Source organism: Adonisia turfae CCMR0081, assembly GCF_011009555.1.
Lineage (GTDB): Bacteria > Cyanobacteriota > Cyanobacteriia > Phormidesmidales > Phormidesmidaceae > Leptothoe > Leptothoe turfae.
This window is the reverse complement of the sequence record NZ_QXHD01000001.1, coordinates 103,326-124,238: the sequence shown is the minus strand read 5'-3', so window position 1 is coordinate 124,238 and position 20,913 is coordinate 103,326. Positions and strand designations below refer to the sequence as shown.

At 47.7% G+C, this 20,913-nt stretch carries 23 protein-coding genes and 1 pseudogene; 12 read left to right on the top strand and 12 right to left on the bottom strand.

The features are described from left to right. The 7 genes and pseudogenes from DXZ20_RS00665 to DXZ20_RS00640 all read right to left on the bottom strand — a co-directional run. Window positions 1–908, bottom strand: a 908-nt coding sequence (locus DXZ20_RS00665) for a pentapeptide repeat-containing protein (RefSeq protein ID WP_348918529.1), incomplete at its 3' end; no start/stop codon positions are given. A gap of 62 nt (window positions 909–970) precedes the next feature. Next, window positions 971–2,440 (bottom strand): pentapeptide repeat-containing protein, encoded by a 1,470-nt coding sequence (locus DXZ20_RS00660; protein WP_250565524.1) that lies wholly within the window; start codon window positions 2,438–2,440, stop codon window positions 971–973. 561 nt (window positions 2,441–3,001) lie between these two features. Then, a pseudogene (locus DXZ20_RS38655) lies at window positions 3,002–3,109 on the bottom strand (pentapeptide repeat-containing protein); the annotation flags it as partial. A gap of 168 nt (window positions 3,110–3,277) precedes the next feature. Then, the gene (locus DXZ20_RS00655) at window positions 3,278–5,479 is read right to left on the bottom strand and encodes a pentapeptide repeat-containing protein (protein WP_250565523.1); all 2,202 of its coding nucleotides are present in this window, start codon (window positions 5,477–5,479) and stop codon (window positions 3,278–3,280) included. Window positions 5,480–5,539: 60 nt separating this feature from the next. Then, window positions 5,540–6,304, bottom strand: a complete 765-nt coding sequence (locus DXZ20_RS00650; protein WP_163695656.1) for a hypothetical protein — start codon at window positions 6,302–6,304, stop codon at window positions 5,540–5,542. 4 nt (window positions 6,305–6,308) lie between these two features. Then, window positions 6,309–6,935: a hypothetical protein gene (locus tag DXZ20_RS00645; protein ID WP_163695653.1), complete on the bottom strand. Its 627-nt coding sequence runs from the start codon at window positions 6,933–6,935 to the stop codon at window positions 6,309–6,311. Then, window positions 6,904–8,019, bottom strand: a complete 1,116-nt coding sequence (locus DXZ20_RS00640; protein WP_163695651.1) for a hypothetical protein — start codon at window positions 8,017–8,019, stop codon at window positions 6,904–6,906. The genes DXZ20_RS00645 and DXZ20_RS00640 overlap by 32 nt, the downstream gene beginning before the upstream one ends. Window positions 8,020–8,256: 237 nt before the next feature. Between DXZ20_RS00640 and DXZ20_RS00635 the strand changes: the two genes are divergently transcribed. Then, complete coding sequence (locus DXZ20_RS00635) at window positions 8,257–8,583, top strand: helix-turn-helix domain-containing protein (RefSeq protein ID WP_006513462.1); 327 nt, start codon at window positions 8,257–8,259, stop codon at window positions 8,581–8,583. Window positions 8,584–8,627: 44 nt separating this feature from the next. Continuing rightward, window positions 8,628–8,888, top strand: coding sequence for a hypothetical protein (locus DXZ20_RS00630; RefSeq protein ID WP_006513463.1), 261 nt, complete (start codon window positions 8,628–8,630; stop codon window positions 8,886–8,888). A gap of 265 nt (window positions 8,889–9,153) precedes the next feature. Here DXZ20_RS00630 and DXZ20_RS00625 read toward each other — a convergent pair whose 3' ends face one another. Next, the gene (locus DXZ20_RS00625) at window positions 9,154–9,672 is read right to left on the bottom strand and encodes a hypothetical protein (RefSeq protein WP_163695649.1); all 519 of its coding nucleotides are present in this window, start codon (window positions 9,670–9,672) and stop codon (window positions 9,154–9,156) included. A gap of 59 nt (window positions 9,673–9,731) precedes the next feature. Continuing rightward, window positions 9,732–10,082 carry a hypothetical protein gene (locus tag DXZ20_RS00620; RefSeq protein WP_163695646.1) on the bottom strand — a complete coding sequence of 117 codons (351 nt, stop codon included), beginning with the start codon at window positions 10,080–10,082 and terminating at the stop codon, window positions 9,732–9,734. A 606-nt stretch (window positions 10,083–10,688) separates the two neighbouring features. Between DXZ20_RS00620 and DXZ20_RS00615 the strand changes: the two genes are divergently transcribed. From DXZ20_RS00615 to DXZ20_RS00605, 3 genes are all read left to right on the top strand, one after another. Beyond that, complete coding sequence (locus DXZ20_RS00615) at window positions 10,689–10,979, top strand: hypothetical protein (protein WP_163695641.1); 291 nt, start codon at window positions 10,689–10,691, stop codon at window positions 10,977–10,979. Between the two features lie 644 nt (window positions 10,980–11,623). After that, complete coding sequence (locus tag DXZ20_RS00610; RefSeq protein WP_250565522.1) at window positions 11,624–12,205, top strand: hypothetical protein; 582 nt, start codon at window positions 11,624–11,626, stop codon at window positions 12,203–12,205. A 164-nt stretch (window positions 12,206–12,369) separates the two neighbouring features. Beyond that, entirely contained in the window at window positions 12,370–12,774 is a 405-nt protein-coding gene (locus DXZ20_RS00605; RefSeq protein WP_163695638.1) for a hypothetical protein, read from the top strand. 195 nt (window positions 12,775–12,969) lie between these two features. Here the strand turns inward: DXZ20_RS00605 and DXZ20_RS00600 are convergent, their stop codons facing one another. Continuing rightward, window positions 12,970–13,341, bottom strand: a complete 372-nt coding sequence (locus tag DXZ20_RS00600; protein WP_163695634.1) for a hypothetical protein — start codon at window positions 13,339–13,341, stop codon at window positions 12,970–12,972. 394 nt (window positions 13,342–13,735) lie between these two features. Between DXZ20_RS00600 and DXZ20_RS00595 the strand changes: the two genes are divergently transcribed. Then, a complete protein-coding gene (locus DXZ20_RS00595) occupies window positions 13,736–14,119 on the top strand; it encodes a helix-turn-helix domain-containing protein (RefSeq protein ID WP_163695632.1) in 384 nt (127 codons plus the stop codon). A gap of 103 nt (window positions 14,120–14,222) precedes the next feature. Here the strand turns inward: DXZ20_RS00595 and DXZ20_RS00590 are convergent, their stop codons facing one another. Further along, window positions 14,223–14,537, bottom strand: a complete 315-nt coding sequence (locus DXZ20_RS00590) for a hypothetical protein (protein ID WP_163695629.1) — start codon at window positions 14,535–14,537, stop codon at window positions 14,223–14,225. Between the two features lie 683 nt (window positions 14,538–15,220). Continuing rightward, complete coding sequence (locus tag DXZ20_RS00585; protein ID WP_163695627.1) at window positions 15,221–15,433, bottom strand: hypothetical protein; 213 nt, start codon at window positions 15,431–15,433, stop codon at window positions 15,221–15,223. An 8-nt stretch (window positions 15,434–15,441) separates the two neighbouring features. Here DXZ20_RS00585 and DXZ20_RS00580 point away from each other — a divergent pair, with 8 nt between their 5' ends. From DXZ20_RS00580 to DXZ20_RS00555, 6 genes are all read left to right on the top strand, one after another. Then, window positions 15,442–15,768, top strand: a complete 327-nt coding sequence (locus tag DXZ20_RS00580) for a hypothetical protein (protein WP_163695624.1) — start codon at window positions 15,442–15,444, stop codon at window positions 15,766–15,768. A 136-nt stretch (window positions 15,769–15,904) separates the two neighbouring features. Then, window positions 15,905–16,042, top strand: coding sequence for a hypothetical protein (locus DXZ20_RS00575; protein WP_163695621.1), 138 nt, complete (start codon window positions 15,905–15,907; stop codon window positions 16,040–16,042). Window positions 16,043–16,318: 276 nt separating this feature from the next. Next, window positions 16,319–17,809: an N-acetylmuramidase family protein gene (locus DXZ20_RS00570; RefSeq protein ID WP_163695618.1), complete on the top strand. Its 1,491-nt coding sequence runs from the start codon at window positions 16,319–16,321 to the stop codon at window positions 17,807–17,809. Between the two features lie 355 nt (window positions 17,810–18,164). After that, window positions 18,165–18,641, top strand: coding sequence for a hypothetical protein (locus tag DXZ20_RS00565; RefSeq protein WP_163695615.1), 477 nt, complete (start codon window positions 18,165–18,167; stop codon window positions 18,639–18,641). Between the two features lie 258 nt (window positions 18,642–18,899). Beyond that, window positions 18,900–20,042: a lipase family protein gene (locus DXZ20_RS00560; RefSeq protein ID WP_163695611.1), complete on the top strand. Its 1,143-nt coding sequence runs from the start codon at window positions 18,900–18,902 to the stop codon at window positions 20,040–20,042. A gap of 310 nt (window positions 20,043–20,352) precedes the next feature. Beyond that, window positions 20,353–20,757, top strand: coding sequence for a hypothetical protein (locus DXZ20_RS00555; protein WP_163695608.1), 405 nt, complete (start codon window positions 20,353–20,355; stop codon window positions 20,755–20,757). The last annotated feature ends 156 nt before the right edge of the window (window positions 20,758–20,913 follow it).

Below are 20,913 nucleotides of genomic sequence, written 5' to 3'. Positions count from 1 at the left end.
CTCAGATCAACACCGCTCAAATTTGCTGAACTCAAATTAGCTTTGCCCAGATGCGTTCCACTCAGATTCACAAAACTCAGGTCAGCTCCACTCAGGTCAGCTCCACTCAGGTCAGCTCCACTCAGGTCGGCTCCACTCAGGTCAGCTCCACTCAGGTTAAAAATACTCCAATTAAAACCTTTTAAATTAGCTCGACGCAGCGTGACTTCTCGCAAATCAACAACACTACTCAAATCAACATTACTCAAATCAACATTACTTAGGTTGGCTCTACACAAGTTGACTCCACTCAGGTCGGTTCCACTCAGGTCGGCTCCATACAGGTTGGCTCCACTTAGGTCAGCGTCAATCAAATCAATACCACTTAGGTTGACTCCATGCAGTTTGGCTCCACTTAAGTTAGCTCCACGCAGATCGGCTCCACTTAAGTTAGCTCCACGCAGATCGGCTCCACTTAGGTTGGTTCTAAAGAAGTCGGCTCCACTTAAGTTAGCTCCACGCAGATCGGCTCCACTTAGGTTGGTTCTAAAGAAGTCGGCTTTACTTAAGTTAGCTCTACGCAGGCTGGCTTCAAGTAGCTTGACTCTACGCAGGTTGGCTCCACTTAGATTGGCTTCACTTAGGTCGGCTTCACTTAGGTTGGCTCCATACAGGTTGGCTCCATACAGGTTGGCTCCACTTAGGCTGGCTTCATACAGGTTGGCTCCACTTAGGTTGGCTTCACTTAGGTTGGCTTCACTTAGGTTGGCTTCACCTAAGTCGACTCCACTTAGGTCAGCTCCACTCAGATCAGCAGCCCCCAGGTCAGCAGAATTCAGGTTAGGTTCAATATCAGTTTTTTTCTCTCTCCACTGATTCCATTGCTCCTGACCCTGCTTAATCTGTTTTAGATGCTCCTCATTCGCCACTCAATCACCCTCACCTCAACAACTCAGCCGACACACCCGAGACTTTCTCTTCTCGAACAACCCTACCCATCCGCCCTCTGCCACCCTTCAACCAACGCCTTCAGCACCGCCCCATACGGCACCTCCTCTATCGAAGCTCCGCTAGCCGCCTTCAACGCCCCAACAAACCGATCCCGCCGCGTTGGCGGAATCAACGCATTCAAGTAAGCTGTTTGGTCTGCCTCGGTCGCATTAGGATTAGATGCTTCTAGCTGCTTGAGTAGGTTTTGGATTTCAGCAGCAGCTTCGGCAAGGGAGGATACTTCAGCGGCGGCGTTGTTAACGGTGCCGCCGACTTGGTGACCTTGGACGGTTTCGGCGAAGCCGCCTGCGAATCGGGAACCTCGCAGATCGTACTTTGGCCCTTGCTGAGTGCTGGCCATAGTGGACATTACCGCCATTAATGTTGCTTTATCTCGACGTTCAACTTCAATTGTCTGACGTGCATCCTCAAGATGTTGTCCTTGCAATCGCAAACGTTCTTCATACTGAGCTTCCAAAGCCTTAACCTCAGAAGCATAGAGTTCTTTTGCTTGACTCTCAATAACAGTTTTATCAACCTCTGGTGGGACTTCTACACGGACAACAAACGCCCCATCACGTTTCTTTTCGATAGCTTGGATAGAGAGGTCTTGGTCAGCGTACCGACTGCGGAGGTCTTGAAAAGATTGGAAAAAGGCTTGCCAATCAATACCGTCTTTGAAGATGAGATCTACTGTATCGACAGCCTTTTGAAATAAAGAAGCAAACTCACCTGGATTGAAGTTGCCTTCTCTAGGACGACGTTCTTGTTGATCGGCTTTAAGGTAGACATAGTCGCAGATAACACTCTCAAAGTTAGTATCACTGTTGATATTCCAATTTTCTAAACATGCGCCTGTCAAAATAGTTTCTTTAAATTTGGTGCCCAGCATCTGAGTCCGACTTAAATTCGCTTCACGCAGACTGGCACAACTTAAGTCAAAACGACTGAAGTCCAATCCACTGAGATTGGCACAACTCAGGTCAATCCCGATCAGATTAACTTCATTAAGGTTTACGTCACTCAGGTTTACTCCCTTGAGATTCGCCCAGCTTAGATCAGCACCTTCTAAATTACATCCAGAAAAATCAGCTTCAACAAGGTTAAAGCCATGAAGGTTGAGACCGACAAGATTAGATAATTCACGATATGATTGTCCCTGACCAGCACCAGTGAGTACTAGATCTCTAACACTGGCATAACTGAGATATGTCTCACCGGGACGAACACAGTCAAGCTTGTTTACATCACGCCAGCGGGTATGACGAAGTAATGCACGACGGAAATCAGTACTTTTGAGATAAGCCCTAGAAAAATCTACATCTATAAGCGTGGCTCCACGAAAGCTAGTGCCGCCAATAGCCGCCACCGCTACCGCCACCGAACGAATCCACGCATCTCGCGGATCGCCCCGAAGGGCGCGCCAGCCAATATAGGCACTCAACAACGTCAAGGCTACGACTATGCCCATAGCTATAGCTGTAGCTACAACCATGGGTTCGAGTATAGCTACGGTTACGGATATAGCTACAACTACGACCGCAGTTATGATTATGACCATAGCCATAGCCATGACCAGCCCCGTAACTATGGCTATAGCTGTAGCTATAGCTACGGATGCAACTACAGTTATGGCTATGACTGCAACTATGGCTACGGACGGGACTACAGCTATGACTATGGCGTCGGATACGACTTCAGTTACGGCGTCGGATACAAAGACTAAAGCGAGGGATACGAATCCAGCGAAGGTTCCAGCTGAGCAAAAGGCTACGATGAAGACAAGGGAGCCTACTAATATTCCTCTACGGAATAGGACAAATCCAAATAGCAATAAAGCGGCTAGTGAAAAGTAGCCAGCAACCTGATTTTCAAAATAAGTTAAACGAAATGCAGAATAAGCTAGCAACTCTGAAAAGATTGAGGATACGTTAGAAAACAAAAGTAAAAGTAACAGAAGTAGAAGTAAGAGGCCTAGCAACAGCCCAATAACCCAACGACGTTGAAGGCCAGCCTTAGCTCCTTGAAAGATGGCACCTGAGAGATTGGCGTTAGTAAAGTTAGCACTACGGATATCCGTTCTACTGAAATCGGCTCCTGCTAGATTCTGCCCCTTAAAATTTTGTCCCCTGAGGCTCACGCCCTGGAAGCCTCTTTCACCTATTTTGTAACGTCTCAATACCTCAGCAGCTTCCACACTCCTTCCTCACCTCAGCAACTCAGACATCACACCCGAAACTTTTCGCTTTCCTTCAACAACAACCTTCAAAATTTCCAACGCAGACCGCTCCGCCTCAATCAGACTCGCCTACGACTTCTTCCACTCCTCAATCGCCCCTACAACGAAAGCGGCGACGGGGTGATCAATTGCCTTTTCAAAGGCTTTCATGCCACCAGCGGAAAGGGCAACAACGGCACGCTGCTTAAATGTGGGGTTGGATTCAATTTGGGCAATGGCTTGGGTTGCCAGGGTCATTTTTTCAGTCATAGTCTCGGCTGGGGCGGTTTGCTCTAGCTGTTTGAGTAAGGCTTGGATTTCGGCGGCGGCTTTGGCAAGGGATGTTTTTTCAGCAGCTTGGTTGTTGATAGTGCCACCTTCCATATTGCCTTGGACAGTTTCGGCGAAGCCTCCGGCAAACTGGGCATTGCTGAGATTATATTTAGAGGCGTTAGATCCTTGCTCAGACACGGTAGTATCTCCTTGGTTTTGGTAAGTGTTGATATGGGTGCCGGGGCGACTGATGGCGGTGCCGATCATCCCGGCTAACATCTGGGACTTCTCCTCTTTCTCCATCAGAAGCGCTATCAGGGCCTGGGGAGGCAGGGTTAATAGATGCTCATAGCGGTCGAAGTATTGATGGTGGAGTTGGGAGAGGTCGGCCTGGGGACTAGTGCGGACTCGAAGGTTGAACTTATCTAGGTTCTGACCTCGTTTCTCCATGGAGATGATTTCGAGGTCGGCATTGGGGTTTTGTTGGCGTAGGTCGCTAAAGGCAATGGCGACGGCACGGGGATCTACGGCCTGGTTGTGGTACAGGTCGAGGGTTTCGATCATGGGAGCAATAAAGTCAACAAACTCACCATCGGCAAAGGTCTTGTTCCAGTCGTCGGGTTTGCGGTGGGGGTTTTGGTCGGGTCTGCGGTCGGAGAGCAGACGCATAAAGACGTAGTCGCAGCGAATGCCGTTAAGTTTGGTGCGGGTGGTGACGTTCCAGTCTTCGATACAGGCTCCGGTGAGCGTGGAGCCCGTTAAGTCAGCCTCGTCGAGCTGGGCTTGGGCTAATTTGGCATTGGATAAGTCTGCATCTTGCAGATAAGCACAGTTGAGGTTAGTACCAATAAAACTGGTATTGGCAAGGTTGGCTCCTTGCATCGCTCCATTCTTAAGATTAGAACCGGAGAAGTCAGCATCAACCAGGTTAGCTCCTCGTAAGTTAATGCCTGCGAGATTGAGGAGATTTTCGTAGGACTGCCCCTGGCCATTCCCCGTTAGGACTAACTCACGAATTTTAGAGTTGTTGAGATAGGTCTCTCCTGGACGCACACGGTCTAGTTTTATGGCTTCTCGCCAACGAGTACGAAGTAAGACTGATCGCCTGAAGTCAGTGCTTTTAAGGCATGCCTGAGAGAAATTAGCATTGGTTAGCGTCGCCTCTCGAAAACTAGTACCCCCAATAGCAGCAAATGCAATTGCAAAAGACGGTATCCAAGCATCTCGCTGATTGCTGTTCAAAGCTTGCCAACCAAAGTACGTGCTTAGCAACGTAGCCATGACTGAGACTGAGACCACAACTATAATTTCGTACAAGGGAACATCTATGCCTACAGCCACGCGTATAGCCATTCCTATGCCTACACATGCCGATAGAGATCCTATTACAACCGCACCTATACCTGCGATGGCATTTGCGATCGAGATTGCGATTGTAGCTGTGACAACATTTAAAACTCCAACTACAACAGCAAGCATCAATATAGCTATGTTTACGATTTCAGTCATATAGCCAGCCGGATTTCCGACCTGGATTGTAGTTACAATTCCAGTGATGACGGCAACTGCAGGCGTAACTAAAAATGCAAACAAGAAAGCACCTATAACTATCCCCTGACGAACAGTCACAAAGAGATATACAAACAAAGCTACCAGAAGAACCAATCTCATTACTTGGACTTCAACAAAATCATAACCAGAGAAAATTCTCATTAAAAAATAGCTTGCAGAAGCGATAAAAGGGGCGGAAATCCCTGATGCAGCCCAGGATAAAACCACTAATCCAATAGCTCGACACCCCTGCAACCCTGCTTTAGCTTGGGTAAAGTTAGCATTGGTTAAATTTGCATTGGTGAAGTTCGTACTACGGATATCAGCCCCGCTAAAATCTACTCCTGATAAGTCTTTGCCTTTAAAATTTTGACCTTTAAGGTTGACCCCCTTGAAGTTTCTCTCACCGGCTTTATAAAGCCGCAATACTTCAGCAGCTTTCACATGCTCACTCCATATCCACACCATTCGCACACAATGGATTAGGCCATCAAGTCTAATTGATGCTTCTCCTGATAGGATTTTGGGTTATTTACCCAGCAATTCCGCTGAAACCGCTGAAAGTTTTCGTTTTCCGTCCACCACTACCCGCAAAATTTCCAACGCAGGCCGCTCCGCCTCAATCAGCCCCGCCACCCGCGTCACCTGACTCGCCCGTATATACTCGCTCACCCGGCCTTTATGGCTATCCCACCGGTAGTAATAACTCACACTCGGGTTCGCCCGCTTCCGGTTACCCATCCGCTCCTCAATCCAGCCTGAGGCGTTACCGGGAGCCCGATGCTTCCGCTTACTCCCCACCGCATCTAGCGGCTTCCGCACCACCGTCCGCCGTCCCCCAGAACGTGGATCTAGACGCTGATAGACCACCGGCTCCGGTAACAACGCCAGCTGCGTACCGTTCAGAGCATCATCGATCCGCAGCTGCCCCGCTCGTTCTGCCTTGAGCACACGCTTACGACCCATTTGCTTGAGGTCATACGTACCATGGCAAGGAGCACAGAGAGCTTTTAGGTTGGTGCGATCGCAATTTCCAGGCTGATGATCGAGATGCGCCACCGTCAACGTAAATCGCCCCAGCTTAGACACCACCGCATCAGCGCCGCTCGGCTCCCACAGCTCTGCCACCGTAGGATGCTCGGTCAACGTTAGCCGAAAGATAGCCGCCTCTCGCGTTTCGCCAGGGCGGCGGCAGGGCCGCCCGCATTCGGTACAGCACCAGTGGGCTTCGGTTTTGATGGCTAGGGCTAGCTCATCCCAGTTGTCAGGATAGAGACTGCGATCCATCGGCATCGTTCTATCCTCCTGTTAACCGAGACATCGCCGCTAGAATCTTTTGTTGCTCTGGCGTTAGCTCCGTCGCTTCGGCAACAGATTCCACCATCATTGGCTGTAGCTGGGCTTCTAGCTCGTCCCACGATTGCGATCGCAACTGCTCAAACGGTGCCCACCGTTCATCCACCAGACATACAAGCGTCGTGTCACCCTGACGTTGAGACGCTAGCACTAAGCCCCGCCGCCGCGCTTCGTCGTACCAGGTCGCCCATTCACTGTTGCCGGTCGTCGGCCCTGGATGAGCATCCAGCGTTTCAGCGATTAACTCGCCTAACGCAGGCATGGACAACTCCGAGATATCGAGAGAAAGAACGGTTAGCTCAACACAGTCGGTGATCGTTTCATCGATCAAGTCGTCGGCGATCAGCGCTGCTTTGGCTTTATAAAACTGGCGCTCGGGGAAATTCCAGCGTTGGCAGAACTCAGGCACACTCTCGATTTTCCACGGCTCGCCTGGGGGGCGATGGGCCAACAGCAAATGATACAGATAGCCCTTGGGGGTGTAATGCTCTGCTTCCCATAGCTGTTTCACATTGTCTGGAGATAGATTCATACCATCACCCCGCTTGCCGCATTTGGTCGTCAGCATGGCCCGGTGGGCTGGCTGCTAACTCCCATTCTGCCTGGAGCTGCGGAATATCGATATGGCAGCGTTCAGCGTCGGCCTGCAGCTGCGGCGTAATGGACCCTTGCGTTTCAATGGCGTTTTTTAGACGATGCAATACCTGGTCTGCTGAGGGTTCGGGCTCCGGATCTGGCGCAGCAATCTGTTCTGGGGGAGTAGGTTTCCAGCGGGGGCCATCGGGGCCAATGTCGATGTGCCATTCGGGATGATTTGCGATCGCATTTTGCATCCCTTTACGCATGGGCACTACAGCCCACTGACGCTGATAGCGTGCTAGCCGCGCGGCGATGCTTTCGTCTTCCGACTCAGACTGCTCTGGGGAACACGGCGGCGGAAGGGGATCTATTTGCTGCTGTACCGATTGCCATGCATCGTATTCACGCAAATTAGCAGGATTTACGCTCTGTTTCTCTAACCACAGTTCCCGAAGTGCTGGCGGGTCTGGAAATCGACTGGCCTTAGCAAGCAACCAATCTTTGTAATCTGGCTCTATTTCAAAAATTGGAATTTGACTGTTTCTCTCTCTTACTGAATTATTCTGACTTTGATTGAGATCTATTGAATGATATTGAGAAGGCTTAGAGTCCTTGATGTCAGAAGGTTTCAGCGATTGGTTTTCCGAAATTTCGGACTGCGTTCCGATTTCTTGAACTAAAGTTTGATTTTCTGGACGATTTTCCGAAATTTCGGACTTAGGTTTAATTTTTCGGACTATTTTTTCGCTGAAGCATTTTTCGGGCGCTTTACTGCCAATTCTGCTTCTGACTCGTAAAGATACGTCCTCAAATTCAAAGAGCTGCTCACGTTCTAGAACGGCTAGAGCCTCGTAGTAAGTTGACTTGCTAATCCCTAAGCGTTGCCTGGCCATTTTGCCGCCGGTATCTACAAACCGATTGCCAAAGGGATCTACTAGGGAGAAATAAAGGACTGTACGGTACTGAGCAGCGGTTAACTTTGCATCGATCAAACGGTTAACCGTTGCTTCATCAAAAAGCACATAGCGCGAACTTTCTTCCGGGGGACTGGAAGAATTACGTATTTTTGCCATAGAATATGCACAGGTAATTTAATTGGTGCTTGACCGCAGTAATGCATCCAAGCATTTGCCCCATCTCTGGCCGGAGGTGGGGTTTTAACTTTTGGACCAGATCCTTGAAAAATGAGGAAGCCTATTTGACAAAGATGGCATAATAGAGTCATAAATTACTTTCTACAGTAATTTATAGTCCTATTCTAAAAGTTGATAGTAATCATACACTAGTCGATTACTTTAAAGCGTAACCGTATGAATTTTTCAAAAGCATTTGATTTGACGTTGAAAGAATTCGGCTTAACTGGCAAGGCCGTTGCTGTCAACGCAGGTGTTCGAGAAGCTACGGTTAGCAACTTTCGGAATGGTAGTGATATTCGAACTGACAGCCTAGAAAAGCTAATCAAAGCTTTACCACCAGATGCAAAGCAGTTTCTATTCCTGAAAGTCTTTGTTGATGACTTAAACCCTCCCGCCATTGCGACCATGTTGGGACTCCTAGCAGGTCGTCTGAAAGAAACTCAAGGTGTTCCAGAACACAGTCAAGAATCCGTAATCTCTCAATCCCCCATTTCTGCATAATTCCGCATATTTACCCATATGTATTTGTAGGGTGCAAAGTTTTCATGGGTGATTTGGCTAGAAAGAGGATTCAGAACGTTACTGGAGAAAATCGCGAACAATCTATCACAGAGATTTACCAACGCATTGACCAGCTTTCGCTACTCGAAAAAGCTGCGCTGGCACAATACTTGCTGAATACAAAAGACATCAAAGTCGTTGCGACTAGCTGCACTGCAGTGGAAGAGGCAGTTAAAAACATGGATTATCTAGAACTCTGTCAAACCCTGGAGTTGATTGCAGATAAAGTGCGAAACCTGGGCTAAAACTTAATCTTTCATATCCCAACTTTCTGTTCTCGTGACGTGAGTTGTTGTTCGCAAAGCTCACGTTTCAGTTCCGTGCATTGAATTCAAGGCAACACTCTATCACAAGGGGTTGTGAGCCGCTCTGCCTTGGGATTCAATGCACTAGTGGGGGATTGGTCGGTTGACTTCACCATTCATGCTTGCAGGAGAAGAGAGAAGAGAGCGAAGGGTAAGGGTATCTGATGGCGCAGCCCTGAGCCATTGTCAAGGCCGCAAACGATTCTTAAAACTCCGGCTCCTCCTTCCGCCGCTGCATAAACAACGTGCTCGAAAACGCCCGTATCGTCGTTTCCTGCGCCTCTGGCAACGCTGCCTTCAACTCCTGAAAGATATCCACGATTTCGGCCACATCACGACTCGTCGGCTGCTTAGCCGGTGCGGGAGCAGCTGGCGGCGCTGAGGGCACCGCTGAAACGCTGGGAGCCTGCGGTACCGGATCAAACTCACTATGAGCAGGCGAGTCAATCCGGCGCTGCTCCAATTTTTGGATAAGTTCTGGTGGTTGCTCCGCCGCCATCCGCCATTTACCACGACGGTAATGACAAAGCACCGTATCCCCTCGCTTCAACAGCGATAGCACGCCAGGATTGTAGTAGATGCGGTGTTCCTGACCATCGGTAAACACCACTAACACCCCATGCTGCGCCTGCCACTCAGGGTTAGACGTACGCGGTTCAGATGGATCGAATTTTAACTTGGCCCATTGCCAGACGGTTGCTGAGGTTGTTGCTAATGCAGTCATAGTCTTGTAGTTGATGTGGCGAACAGCGGGGCACCACTCCCGCGTAGGTGCAAAGGCTTCTAAAACGGCGTATCAGGTTCGTAAAAACTGCACTTACCCGCGTAGTGTTGAGGCAGCTGCGCCAGGTCGCTAGCCGCTCGTAGCTCACATAACCCCAAGCTCATATGGGTGGTGCCATTGGATAGTGGAATAGGTCGCGGTGGCCGCCAGTTGACGCACTGAGCGCATAGAGGCTGATGCTGCATCGGTGAGGTGTCTGGTAACTTAGCTAGTTCGTTTGCGATGGCTTGCTTTCCCCAGCGCTTCACCAGCTCCGCCAGCTCCAGCATGGCAAAGCCCCATTCTTCAGCTTCTGCCACATCCTGTTTTTCCCGCCGTTCCTGGCAGGTACTAAAATCTAACTCGTGCATCTTGTTTCCTTTTCGTAGATTGGTAGGCAAGATGTGCACGGAATGATCTGGGTGCAACCAGATCATTCCACCTATACACAACTCACCCAAAGAGAGTTTTTATCAAACTCAAGAAACATCTAAAACCATTGATATACAATAATCACAGACATCTCTAAAACTCTCCTTTAACTCTTTTATTGTACCATTTTTAGCGCTAAAAATGGTACAATAGTATTAACGCAGGGGACTTAGAACATCGCGTGAGACTCGGGGCGCTAAACAGAAACGCAGCCATAAGGCGGACCTAAACAGAAACCGGCGAGCTAGGGCGGAAACCCTACAAAGACGGAGCAGCGATAACTAAGCACAGAAGACACCAGGAAACCGACCGGAGAAACGGCCAGAGCCTTGCTAGCAGGCAGTAACCAAACAACGGCAGCAGACGCAACGGCGAACTGAAAACCCACCCTAGCCAAAGGCCACAGCTAGGGGCGCACACAGCCCAGGGAAACAGGACACGACCCACGCTATAGAAAAGCCACTGGGAGAGAACAGCAACCTGAAGAAGAGGGGAAACAATCTTAAACGGTTCCCCTCATAGGCTGACCAACAACAACAGAAGCAATGCAACAACTAGAACTAACGCCCAAACCTGACATCCTCAACGCGTGCCCATGGGCACGCCCACACCGCGACGGTGTCGCCTGCGGCGTAGTGCTCGCCGTACCTGCACCGCTGCCCTATGGGCTGGCTACGTGGCTACGGGCACAGGGATGGCGGTGTAAGGCAGTAGCTAGCGATCGGGGGCAGTATGCGGCGTTGCTGGTCGGTGGGTGCGCGGTGGAGCTGCTGGGGTGGGTGCCCAGACCGGAGAGCCATGGGAGTCTAACAGCTGGAAACTATCTACCCTGGTAGCCACTAGCGGCAGAGACCCACGTAGAATCGCTTCGCTGACCCTACGCGGGTCTCCGCCCCACTCGATTGTATGCTCGTGGGTGCCCCTCCCCATAGGGTCAGCAAGTTTATCACAGGGCACCAAATTGTTTTTTAGGAGAAGCCCTACCAACGGCCACAGCCAAGACCCGCCCGAGCACCGCACGCCACGCAGCCACATGGAACCGCACCAGCGTGGGGACCCGTTGTCAAGGGCGTAGCGAATGCGGAGAGCGCAGCGGCCCTTGATCAATGGGCGCGGTGCGGTAGCCTATTCGGCGGTGGCGTAAAGGGTCGCAGGGCGGCAAACAAAAAAGAGCCCAACGACACCAATAGTGCGGGGAGCGGAGCGGACGCACAAACAAACAAGCGGGCAACCACTCAATGTCTTGGCTGTGGCCCACTAGTGAGGAACGAGCGAAACTGAAACGTGCCGATGTGAGTACAAGGGCACAACAGCTTTTTTCCTAACGTGCTAAATGTAGATTGAGTAGTATTCGGTGGTAATCCACGGAATGCGGCTTTGAAAGTTGGTGTTGCGTCAAGGTAGATGTATCTCATAGCTATGAGTAGTTTACTGAGAAGTTAAGTAGTAGCTATAAGGAATTAGGTAAAGTAGCGAAGATATGGGTAAAAAAATTTTTCTTTCACGTAATTCTGCCCTTTCAGGAAAGATTACAAATCGTTTGACAGCAATTCGTACGTCTATTCAGCAACTGGAGGATTCCTCTGCCGTTTTCCTCGATGCTTGGCAAAGAAATCCTCCAGAATTAGATCAAGCCTCAGATGCGAGCATGGAAGCGATGGTACATCTTGATCACATTGTAAATGACATTCTACGCGCTAGAGATGATGCAAAGACTATAGGCAATTTTAAGGGTTCAGATTTGGCTCAAGAGCTACGAAAGTTCTGTGGTCTAGCTTCTTCATCAGTTACACGAGCTCAGCAAGAGGCACTCGTTACCGTCGGTCCAGGAAATGGCTCACTTCCTTTCAAGGGTCAACCATTAAAGATGGAAAGACTTCTTAATAAGATCAAGCATCGAATTTCTGATTTGTCGAATTTTAGAGTTGGTAATAAAGGAGAACACATTTTTGTTATTAGTGTAAACAAGCCTAATCACCAACCCGATTCGATTGTAGAGTTCATAATTGGAGATTTTTGCTCACATTGCTCTAGAATCTCCGCCATACTTGAGAGATACTAAACTGTTTAGATTAACAACCCCTGTGACCCTCATCACCCAACTTACTCAGCCAAATTCAGAAACCCCTTAAGCAACCCTCAGTTACCCGTCAGATAGCATTCAGGTAGCTCCCGCATTCTTGTAATCAATGAAGTCAATCACTGATGCCCCAAGGAGCTTTAACCATGAAACGCACACTTCTTTCCGCTTTAACTGTTCTCGTTGCTTCCGCTGCCATTGCACCCATCGCATCCGCCGCTGAGCCCGCTAGCTTCAATATTCAATCCGCTCGCCTCGAAGCGCTTGACGCTCGTACTAAGAATTCCGTCCACAAACTACGCCTTGAGCACCTCAATAACCAAACCAAGGCCATCGAAGATATCCAAGCCACTCGCTTAGATGCTCTAGACGCCCGCACTAAAGCTGTCGACAACATTCAAGCGGCTCGCTTAGACGCCCTCGATGCTCGCACTAAGAACAGCGTTCACAAGCTACGTCTGGAGCACCTCAATAACCAAACTAAAGCCATTGAGGATATTCAAGCCGCTCGTTTGGACGCATTGGATGCTCGTACTAAGTCAATCCGCTAACAGATTGCTGAGCTGTTGCGGTACCCAAGCTTGGGTGCCCGGTGCAGACTCCGTTAATCTGTGAAATGCTTCATTCCCAGGGCACCCTTTTCCCACTCAGACTCTCCCTAAACACACTCTAAGCCTCTGCCAATATGGTGGGGGCTTTTTTGTAGGGTTTCAACTGAACAATACATGATCCTAAGGTGAGTGTCTTTATTTCAAGCCCGACTGCTCCTTGTAAACAAGAACTCCATCATGGAACTCTGCCTCAATTTTTGATTGGTCAGAATTCTCCCATATAAGCCAATTGGAATCTTTCGAACGCCGAACTTCAATACCAGGATTTAAGATTGCTTCAACTTCGGCCTGTGTCATGTCAAGTTTGATTCTTTCATAATCAGCTCGACTAACCTTAGGTTGAGTCCGTGCTTGGTTATTAATGCTCGTCGATAGACCTTGTGTAATGCCTAAATATAGTCCTGATCCAAGAGTGATACCAATCCCCAAAACAGTAGAAACGATCTTGCGCCCAATCAAGGAGCTGGGCTGAGCCTCTGAAGAAGGTGGTTCTGTTAGAATAGTCATAATTCAGTGTCCATTTGTTCATCGATAACTGTGGGCCAAATATCAGGTGCAACCTAGTTTCTAATCGAGGGAAACTGGTTGCCATAGAAGCAGCGCTGGTGTTGGAGCATCAGCGCTGCTTTTTTTGCTCCCCTGTATGCCTGATCCTGATATGTTTGCTATTCTAGTATTGGTGGTCTTCTAGTGCCAAGGGGAATGCACTGTGTGCAGTTTAAATACAGGATTAATCACAAGCAAAAGCATTTATACAAAAGAGTTTCAGGAATCATGTAAATTACCTAATGTATCCCCTTAATGTAAAGCTCAAATAAGATAATTAAGCTTTTAAGTGAGGAGAAATTACCAGGGTGATCGAAGAAACATAGTAGGCAAAAGGCTTATTAGACCAAGAAAAATGGAAGATATTCTCAAAGAAAATCAGGCTTCATCAGAAGCTAAGACTACGGAGAATAAGTATCGTTCTCCTATGAACCTGCACAGGGAGCTAGATGATTATGGACTTGATCCCTATGAATTTAGAGTTTATAGTCACGTAGCTCGCAGAGCAGGACGGCACCGTGTCTGTTTTTCAAAAGTGAGCGACATGGCCACTGTCTGTAAAATGAGCCCTCGAAAAGTCAGATACTCTTTAAGATTTCTGTGCGAAGCAGGATTGATTAGCGAAGAAAAACGACAAGGTAGCACGACAAAATACAGACTCAGACCCATGGAGGAATGGATTGATAGTGCTGCACTTGAGAAAACTCGACAGACTCTTAAAAGTAAGAATCAGAAATAGTACTCCCCAACTAACGCACCAACCGCCCCCGCAAGCTGCCCCCCGTAGCAACACCTGTCTTATAAATTCAGACCTCAAAAAAAGGGGCCGAAGCCCCACACCGCTAGTAACTAGACGGCGGATGAACAACCACCCGAACACGCCCACCCCGCTGGCCGCCAGACAACCGAATGGACCCCTGAGGCACCGTGACCGGCACCGAAACCATGAAGCGGCCAGGCCCACTGGACACTGACCGCACCAGGACCGAGTAACCAACCACCGCCGCCCAACGCTGAGCGAAAAAGCTAGGCAAAAAGCCAAACCAGCACTCGGCCACGTAGCCAGTAAACGAGCGCTCAGACTCGCGCCAGCAGCACTCGACCGCGCCAAACTCAGCCGCTAAACCAGACACAAACTCAAATGGAACAGAACGCATAACGCTAAAACCAACGCAACGCGATCCATTCACCCAATGCTTTGCATTGCTACCGCTGACTCATGTCAAGCGCACTGACAGACGGAGTACGATTGCGATCTCAACGTTCCAACGCCTTGATAACGGAGGATGGCAGCTTGGCTTGACGCGCTGCCTGGACGGGTAAAATTGGGCAGCTGTGGTGGGGGTAATTCCTTTGGGTGGGAGTAGATCTATGGGAATACCAGCAATACAAACACCCTTTGATCAAATAGTGCAGGTAGAGGGAATCGAACCCTCTTGGCATTAGCTCTTGGAAGACTCATGTTCCAACTTCAGCACTGCTCTCAGTACGCCTGGGTAATCCTTCCCTGCAGTAATGCCAACCCACACATACCAAAAATCAAATGATTAACAGATGCGTTCATAAGCGCCTCCTTAATGTTGACGAAGAACAAGGACCAATTCCATTCCTTCATACTGACAAAAGACAGGAACCCATTGCGTACTGTTAAGCAGTCACTGAAACCTTCCCGTAGAATCTTTATACCCAAGCTTTTAGGATGGCACCTGCCATACCCGCATAACTTAAAGCGATTCTAGCGTTGAACACTTAAAATGTGGGGAGCTTTAGAAAAGATGATTGGGAGACCAAATTTGCGATCGCAACCCAATTCAAAGGCCCATGCTACAATCACTGCGCATTAGGGCGCAGCGGCCCAGCAAAAAGCCCCAGCGACGGCCAGGGCCAAGTTAGTACTATTCATCCAGCCTAAAACATTACTCGGGGCGATGCAGCTAAGTAGGTAACCTAGCTGCCAGGTTGCGATGCTTTGCTGGAGCGGCTTCGCCATCGCCCCCCACCGCTGCCAAACCTCGATATCCTTAAACCGTATTGACCCAAAAGATATAGGCACTTCCCTGGATGGACGACACAGCCAACGATACCCAGCCTTTGATCGTCACTGAAGTGGCTCTCTACCTTCATGTACAAGGCCATAGTAAGTTTGTTGCTCGTTACGCAAAGCAGGTGAGGCAAACCATCGAACAGTACTGCCTTCAGAACTACGGCCTACGAGAACAAGACCTTGGTGGCAATGATTACCTGCTGAGGTTCACCCATAGCGACCTAGACGACCTCAGACGGCAAATTGATTTGCTATTGAGCTATGCGGATTCTGAAGCCGATATGTACTACTGTTTCATTGAAGTCGATATTGAGAATGCGGAAGAATTGGGGCTGCTTGAATAGAAGAAAGGCTATAGGGTTCCATATGCTGGATTATCGTCATAGCCACAATAAGCATTGATAGCCTTTGTCGATGCGATCTCAAGTGTACGTCAGGCCATAGATGCGCTGTGGTAGCCTGTGGCGTAGAGGGCGGAGGGTGGCCACTAGCGAGGGACGAGCGAAACTGAGACATGCCGGTGTGAGTACACGGGCACAACGGCTTTTCTTGAAGCGGTTAGATCTGAATGAGGTAGCAGCCGGTGGTACTCCACGGGGTGAGGTTTTGGGTATTTAGGTGTTGAAACGGGAGGAATTCAAAAGTATGACCCAGCAATTTGGAAAATATACTAAAGATGTAGTTGATTCTCCCGGAAATACTACAAAATCTACATATCAGATATCCACTTTCAATATTCACTACACTCTTTTCTGCAACTAATGATTGGCGTATTTTCGTATGTCAATCTGCTTAATTGAAGAGAGAGTTTGAATAGTATTAGTAGATGGGATGGAGAGGTAGGCTCATTTCCCCATTGCTCAATGTTTTTATTGATTGAAAAGAGATCTCAATATGAACGGCATAATATTTTTGACATCTGTACTAGCAGGTTCAACTAAAGCAGTAAACTCAATCAATTCTAAGGCCTCAGAAAAAAGTCTTCCTCCAGCGTTTGACTTGAGTAATGGAAATATAAAAGGTAATCCAGACTATCGCTTTGAGGGATTTGGCGTAGATTTTACGGGTTTTTTACCTCCAAAACCAAGGCTGACATTTTATGTACATTTCAAGAAAGGCCTACCTCAGCACGTCTCACTGGGAAAGTTTGCAGTGCCGCTTAGTCTCTCAGCTTTAGGCAATGTTGGTCATATTCTCGATGAAGACAGTATAGACTCTGTTTCAGGAGATAGTATAGATACAACGCCCAATGCTCCTCCTCCTGTAGTCTCTCCACCTGTAATACCTATCCCTGATGGAGAAGATAATCCACCGCCTCTGCCTCCTTTATTTGATTCCTATCTGCATGACAATCGCCTTAATCTTAAATACGGCGATATCGATACTGCAGGGGCTAGTCGTTTTGGGAAACAGGCCAATGTACCTGGCAAATATGTAGTAGAGCTCCAAACTCACCTAACAGCTCTAGGGTTTCTTGCCGGTGAAACAGATGGATGGTTTGGGGATACGACACGAACAGCCCTGAGGCTATTTCAACAGGCGTCGATGGGAGACCACCGTCATCAGAATGGAAACGTGATCAGGGTGACAAGAACTTTTTCAGGACAAGTAACGGGGGAAGCCGATTTATCAACCCGCGAAGAAATGAGTCTTTGGCTGGAGAAAGAGTATCAACGAGCCCAAGCCCCTACTACAGGAATTCCTATTTCAGAATTCAAGTATGTATATCCACCCATTCAGTATGCTAATCGGCAGTTTATAGTCACGATTCCCAAAGATTTTGTGCAAGAAGCCGTCTCGGACAAAGACATCGAAAAAGCAGCATCAGACTTTGGAATTGAAGTGGCTGTCCTACGTGCTGTTTTAGAAGTCGAAGCAAGTAACAGCGGCTTTTTACTTCATGAACCTCCACCAGCAAGACCAAAAATTCTGTTCGAAGCTCATATTTTCTACAGGGAAACGCCAGAGCCTGTAAGTAGACATCGCCCAGATCTAGCAACTCCGTCTTACACGAGTAGGTATTACAGAGGTGGTAGTGCTGAATGGGAACGTCTATTAGATGCAATGAAATGGGATCCTACTCCAGCATTGAGATCTGCTTCTTGGGGACTAGGTCAGGTTATGGGCTTTAACTTTAAAGCGGCAGGGTGTGACAGTGTTCAACAGCTTGTGATAGAAGCTCATCAGGGTGAATCCCAACAAATGAACCATATGCTCAACTATATCCGTTCTAATAGACTCATACCCGCTCTCCAGAGACCATCCATTAACCCTGATGCATGGAGAGACTTTTCCAGAGGATATAACGGAAGAGCATATGAAAGGCTCGGATATCACAGAAAACTAGCCAACGCATATAAGAAATGGAAAGCTAGATTAGGTTAATCGGTCTAGCTCTGGAGAAACTTTTGCTTAGTGTCGCATAGCTTGAAAGTTCTGAAATCCTTTTCCAATAAGGAGCAGCTATTGGTTGATCGCGTTTAATAAATTAAGGCAACCAATTTGAGGAGAACGTTGAACAAAATTAGGAGAGAGTCACTATGCATAAAGAAGTTAACGACCCAGAATTTCAGTAGGTTCAGACAGACTAGCGCGATAGCTATATCAAGTGACAAGTGAAACCTACATTAATCTTAGGTTCAGATAAGATAAATCAATGAGAATTCAATTAACAAAGCTTCTTAGGAGAAATGCTCCAAGGTTTTTACTTCTATTCTTTCTTACATCGCTTATTGTAAGTATGATTGCATTTCTGGCTTCACCTGCCATGGTGAATGAAGTTGACGGCCAGAGATATCCACAAGCAACCTTTGTTATCGCTGCTGCACTTGCGGGATCACTCGTTAATCAGCCATTCAGAAATGCTCAGGAAACATCCGAAGAAGATGTCTTTTCTCTGATGTCTTATATCATCTGGAAATCCCTAGTAGCTATCATTTTTGCAATACTATTGACCCTGATTTTTACTGCTGAGATTCTTACTGGAGACTTGTTTCCAAAATTTCGAGCTGCAGGTGAGGATTACGAAAACGCGATTGCCTATGTAAAATCTGTTAACCCTGATACAAATAAAGATTTAGCTAAACTACTCGTCTGGAGCTTTGTAGCAGGATTTTCTGAAAAGTTTGTTCCTAACATTATTTCCAGGACTTTAACAGTTAGAGCTAAGGATGACGACGTAGCCCCTATTGATGATCAAACTAGTAGTACAGAGTGATCAAATAATACTGTAGTTCTGGTGGGTATCGTTCTCAAGTCACTAAAAAAATCAGAAAATTTCAAATATGAAACTGAGATTGAGGTAGCTACAAAATCAGATCTCACCTAATGAGACGAAATCGTATGGCAATTATGCGAGAGCAAGAACACACGCAAGAAGAACAAAGATCACATTGGAATTGATTCAAACAAATTTTTTCTTTGTTCAGACAAAAACGAGATGTGCTTTCTTACAAACATAATAAGGTTAAACATCATGTTAGATTTTTCAAAGGTGCATCCTCCTGCTGACTCGAACTTCGACTGCAAACGTGCCATCGAATTAGCAAATCTCATTATGGTTGCTTACGACGAATATGAGATTTGGGATAAGCATGGAGCAGAAGGAAAGAAACTGGGGGCACCTGACGAGGAAACCATTTTAGGGTCATCAGCATTAGTCAATTTAGATAAATATCGAGATAATCGAGATGAGGACTATGGAAGGATTAATGCCTCCTGGGATCAAGCCTCTGATGATACAAGACTTGCATATAAGCGAGTTACTAACTTTTGGTACTCTCAAACATCTGGTGAGGACTTTTTCGAAGACGTTAACGATGTCTTGCAAACTGATGTTCTGAAGGTTTGGGAAAAATTATCCGAACGAATGAACAAAGGTGCTGATGAGAGATGGGCTCTCCCTAGATTGGGCATGCGCGATCAGGTTTTCGGATTTATTGCAGAACGAGAACTAGAAGGCGGAACACATGGCTTATTTCTTGTCTTCCGTGGAACACGTGAAAATGCAGAATGGTTTAATAACTTTCGAGTTGGCCCTTTGACATTCCTAGAAAATGACCAATATGGCCAAGTGCGGAATGGTTTTTATCGCATCTATAACAAAAAGAGGGGTAAAGGTGACCGGGAAACAATTCGCACAACCATTGAGACCTATTTCAATCAATATCCCAAGGACAAACTCGAAAAAACACGCATATTTATTACTGGTCATAGCTTAGGAGCCGGACTAGCAATCCTCGCAGCCGCTCACCTTGTCAAGAAAGTAGGCATAAATCCCATTCTTTATACCTTTGCTAGCCCCCGTGTTGGTGATGAAGCCTTTTCCCAATCCATCGCACAACTTCAAGAGGCTTACCGAATTATCAATAGCGAAGACTTAATCCAGGCTGTGCCGCTGCCAACTACCTTAATTTTGGATGATGAGATGCTCAAAGATAATAGCCCCCTCCAGAAGTTTGTCGGCCTAGCACGTGAAACCATTGAAGAATTCACTGGTGGCTTAACTGATATGACTTATCAGCATGTTGGCGTACCTGTAGGCTTTACAAAGCAAACGGGTACGGTGGCCGGTAACCACAATCTGGGTAGCACCTATCGGAATGCCTTAAACCAATAAACACCGACTACAGGTGAATCCCTATGTACGCTGATTTGCCTTAACTAGTGTTCAGCTCTTAGTGAAGGTCTTCACTAAGAGCTGAACACTTATTCGTTTTTTATCTTGCATCTATTCACTGGATCAACGAAATAAATGGAGTTGAGATCGCAACCCGTAATTCACCTTGTGACCCCCATCACCAACATTCCTCAGCCAATCTCAGAAACCCTTTAAGCAACTTTCAGTTACCCGTCACATAGCGTTCAGCTACCCCCGGCATTCTTGTAATCAATGAAGTCAACCACTGATGCCCCAAGGAGCTTTAACCATGAAACGCACACTGCTTTCCGCCTTAACCGTTCTCGTTGCCTCCGCTGCGATCGCACCCATCGCATCCGCCGCTGAGCCTGCTAGCTTCAACATTCAGTCCGCTCGCCTCGAAGCGCTAGACGCCCGCACTAAGAACACTGTCCACAAACTACGCCTTGAGCACCTCAACAACCAAACCAAGGCTATCGAAGATATCCAAGCTGCTCGCCTAGACGCCCTAGACGCTCGCACTAAGGCTATCGACAACATTCAAGAAGCTCGCCTAGATGCGTTGGATGCTCGCACTAAGAACAGCGTTCACAAGCTACGTCTTGAGCACCTCAATAACCAAACTAAAGCCGTTGACAACATCCAAGAGACTCGCCTAGATGCACTGGATGCTCGTACCAAGTCCATCCGCTAACAGATTACTGAGCTGTTGCGGTACCCAAGATTGGGTGCCCGGTGCAGACTCCGTAATCTGTGAAAGCTTCATTTTCAGGGCACCCTTTTCCCACTCAGACTCTTCCCTACAACACACTCTCCAGAGCTCCTGCCGATATGGTGGGGGCTTTTTTGT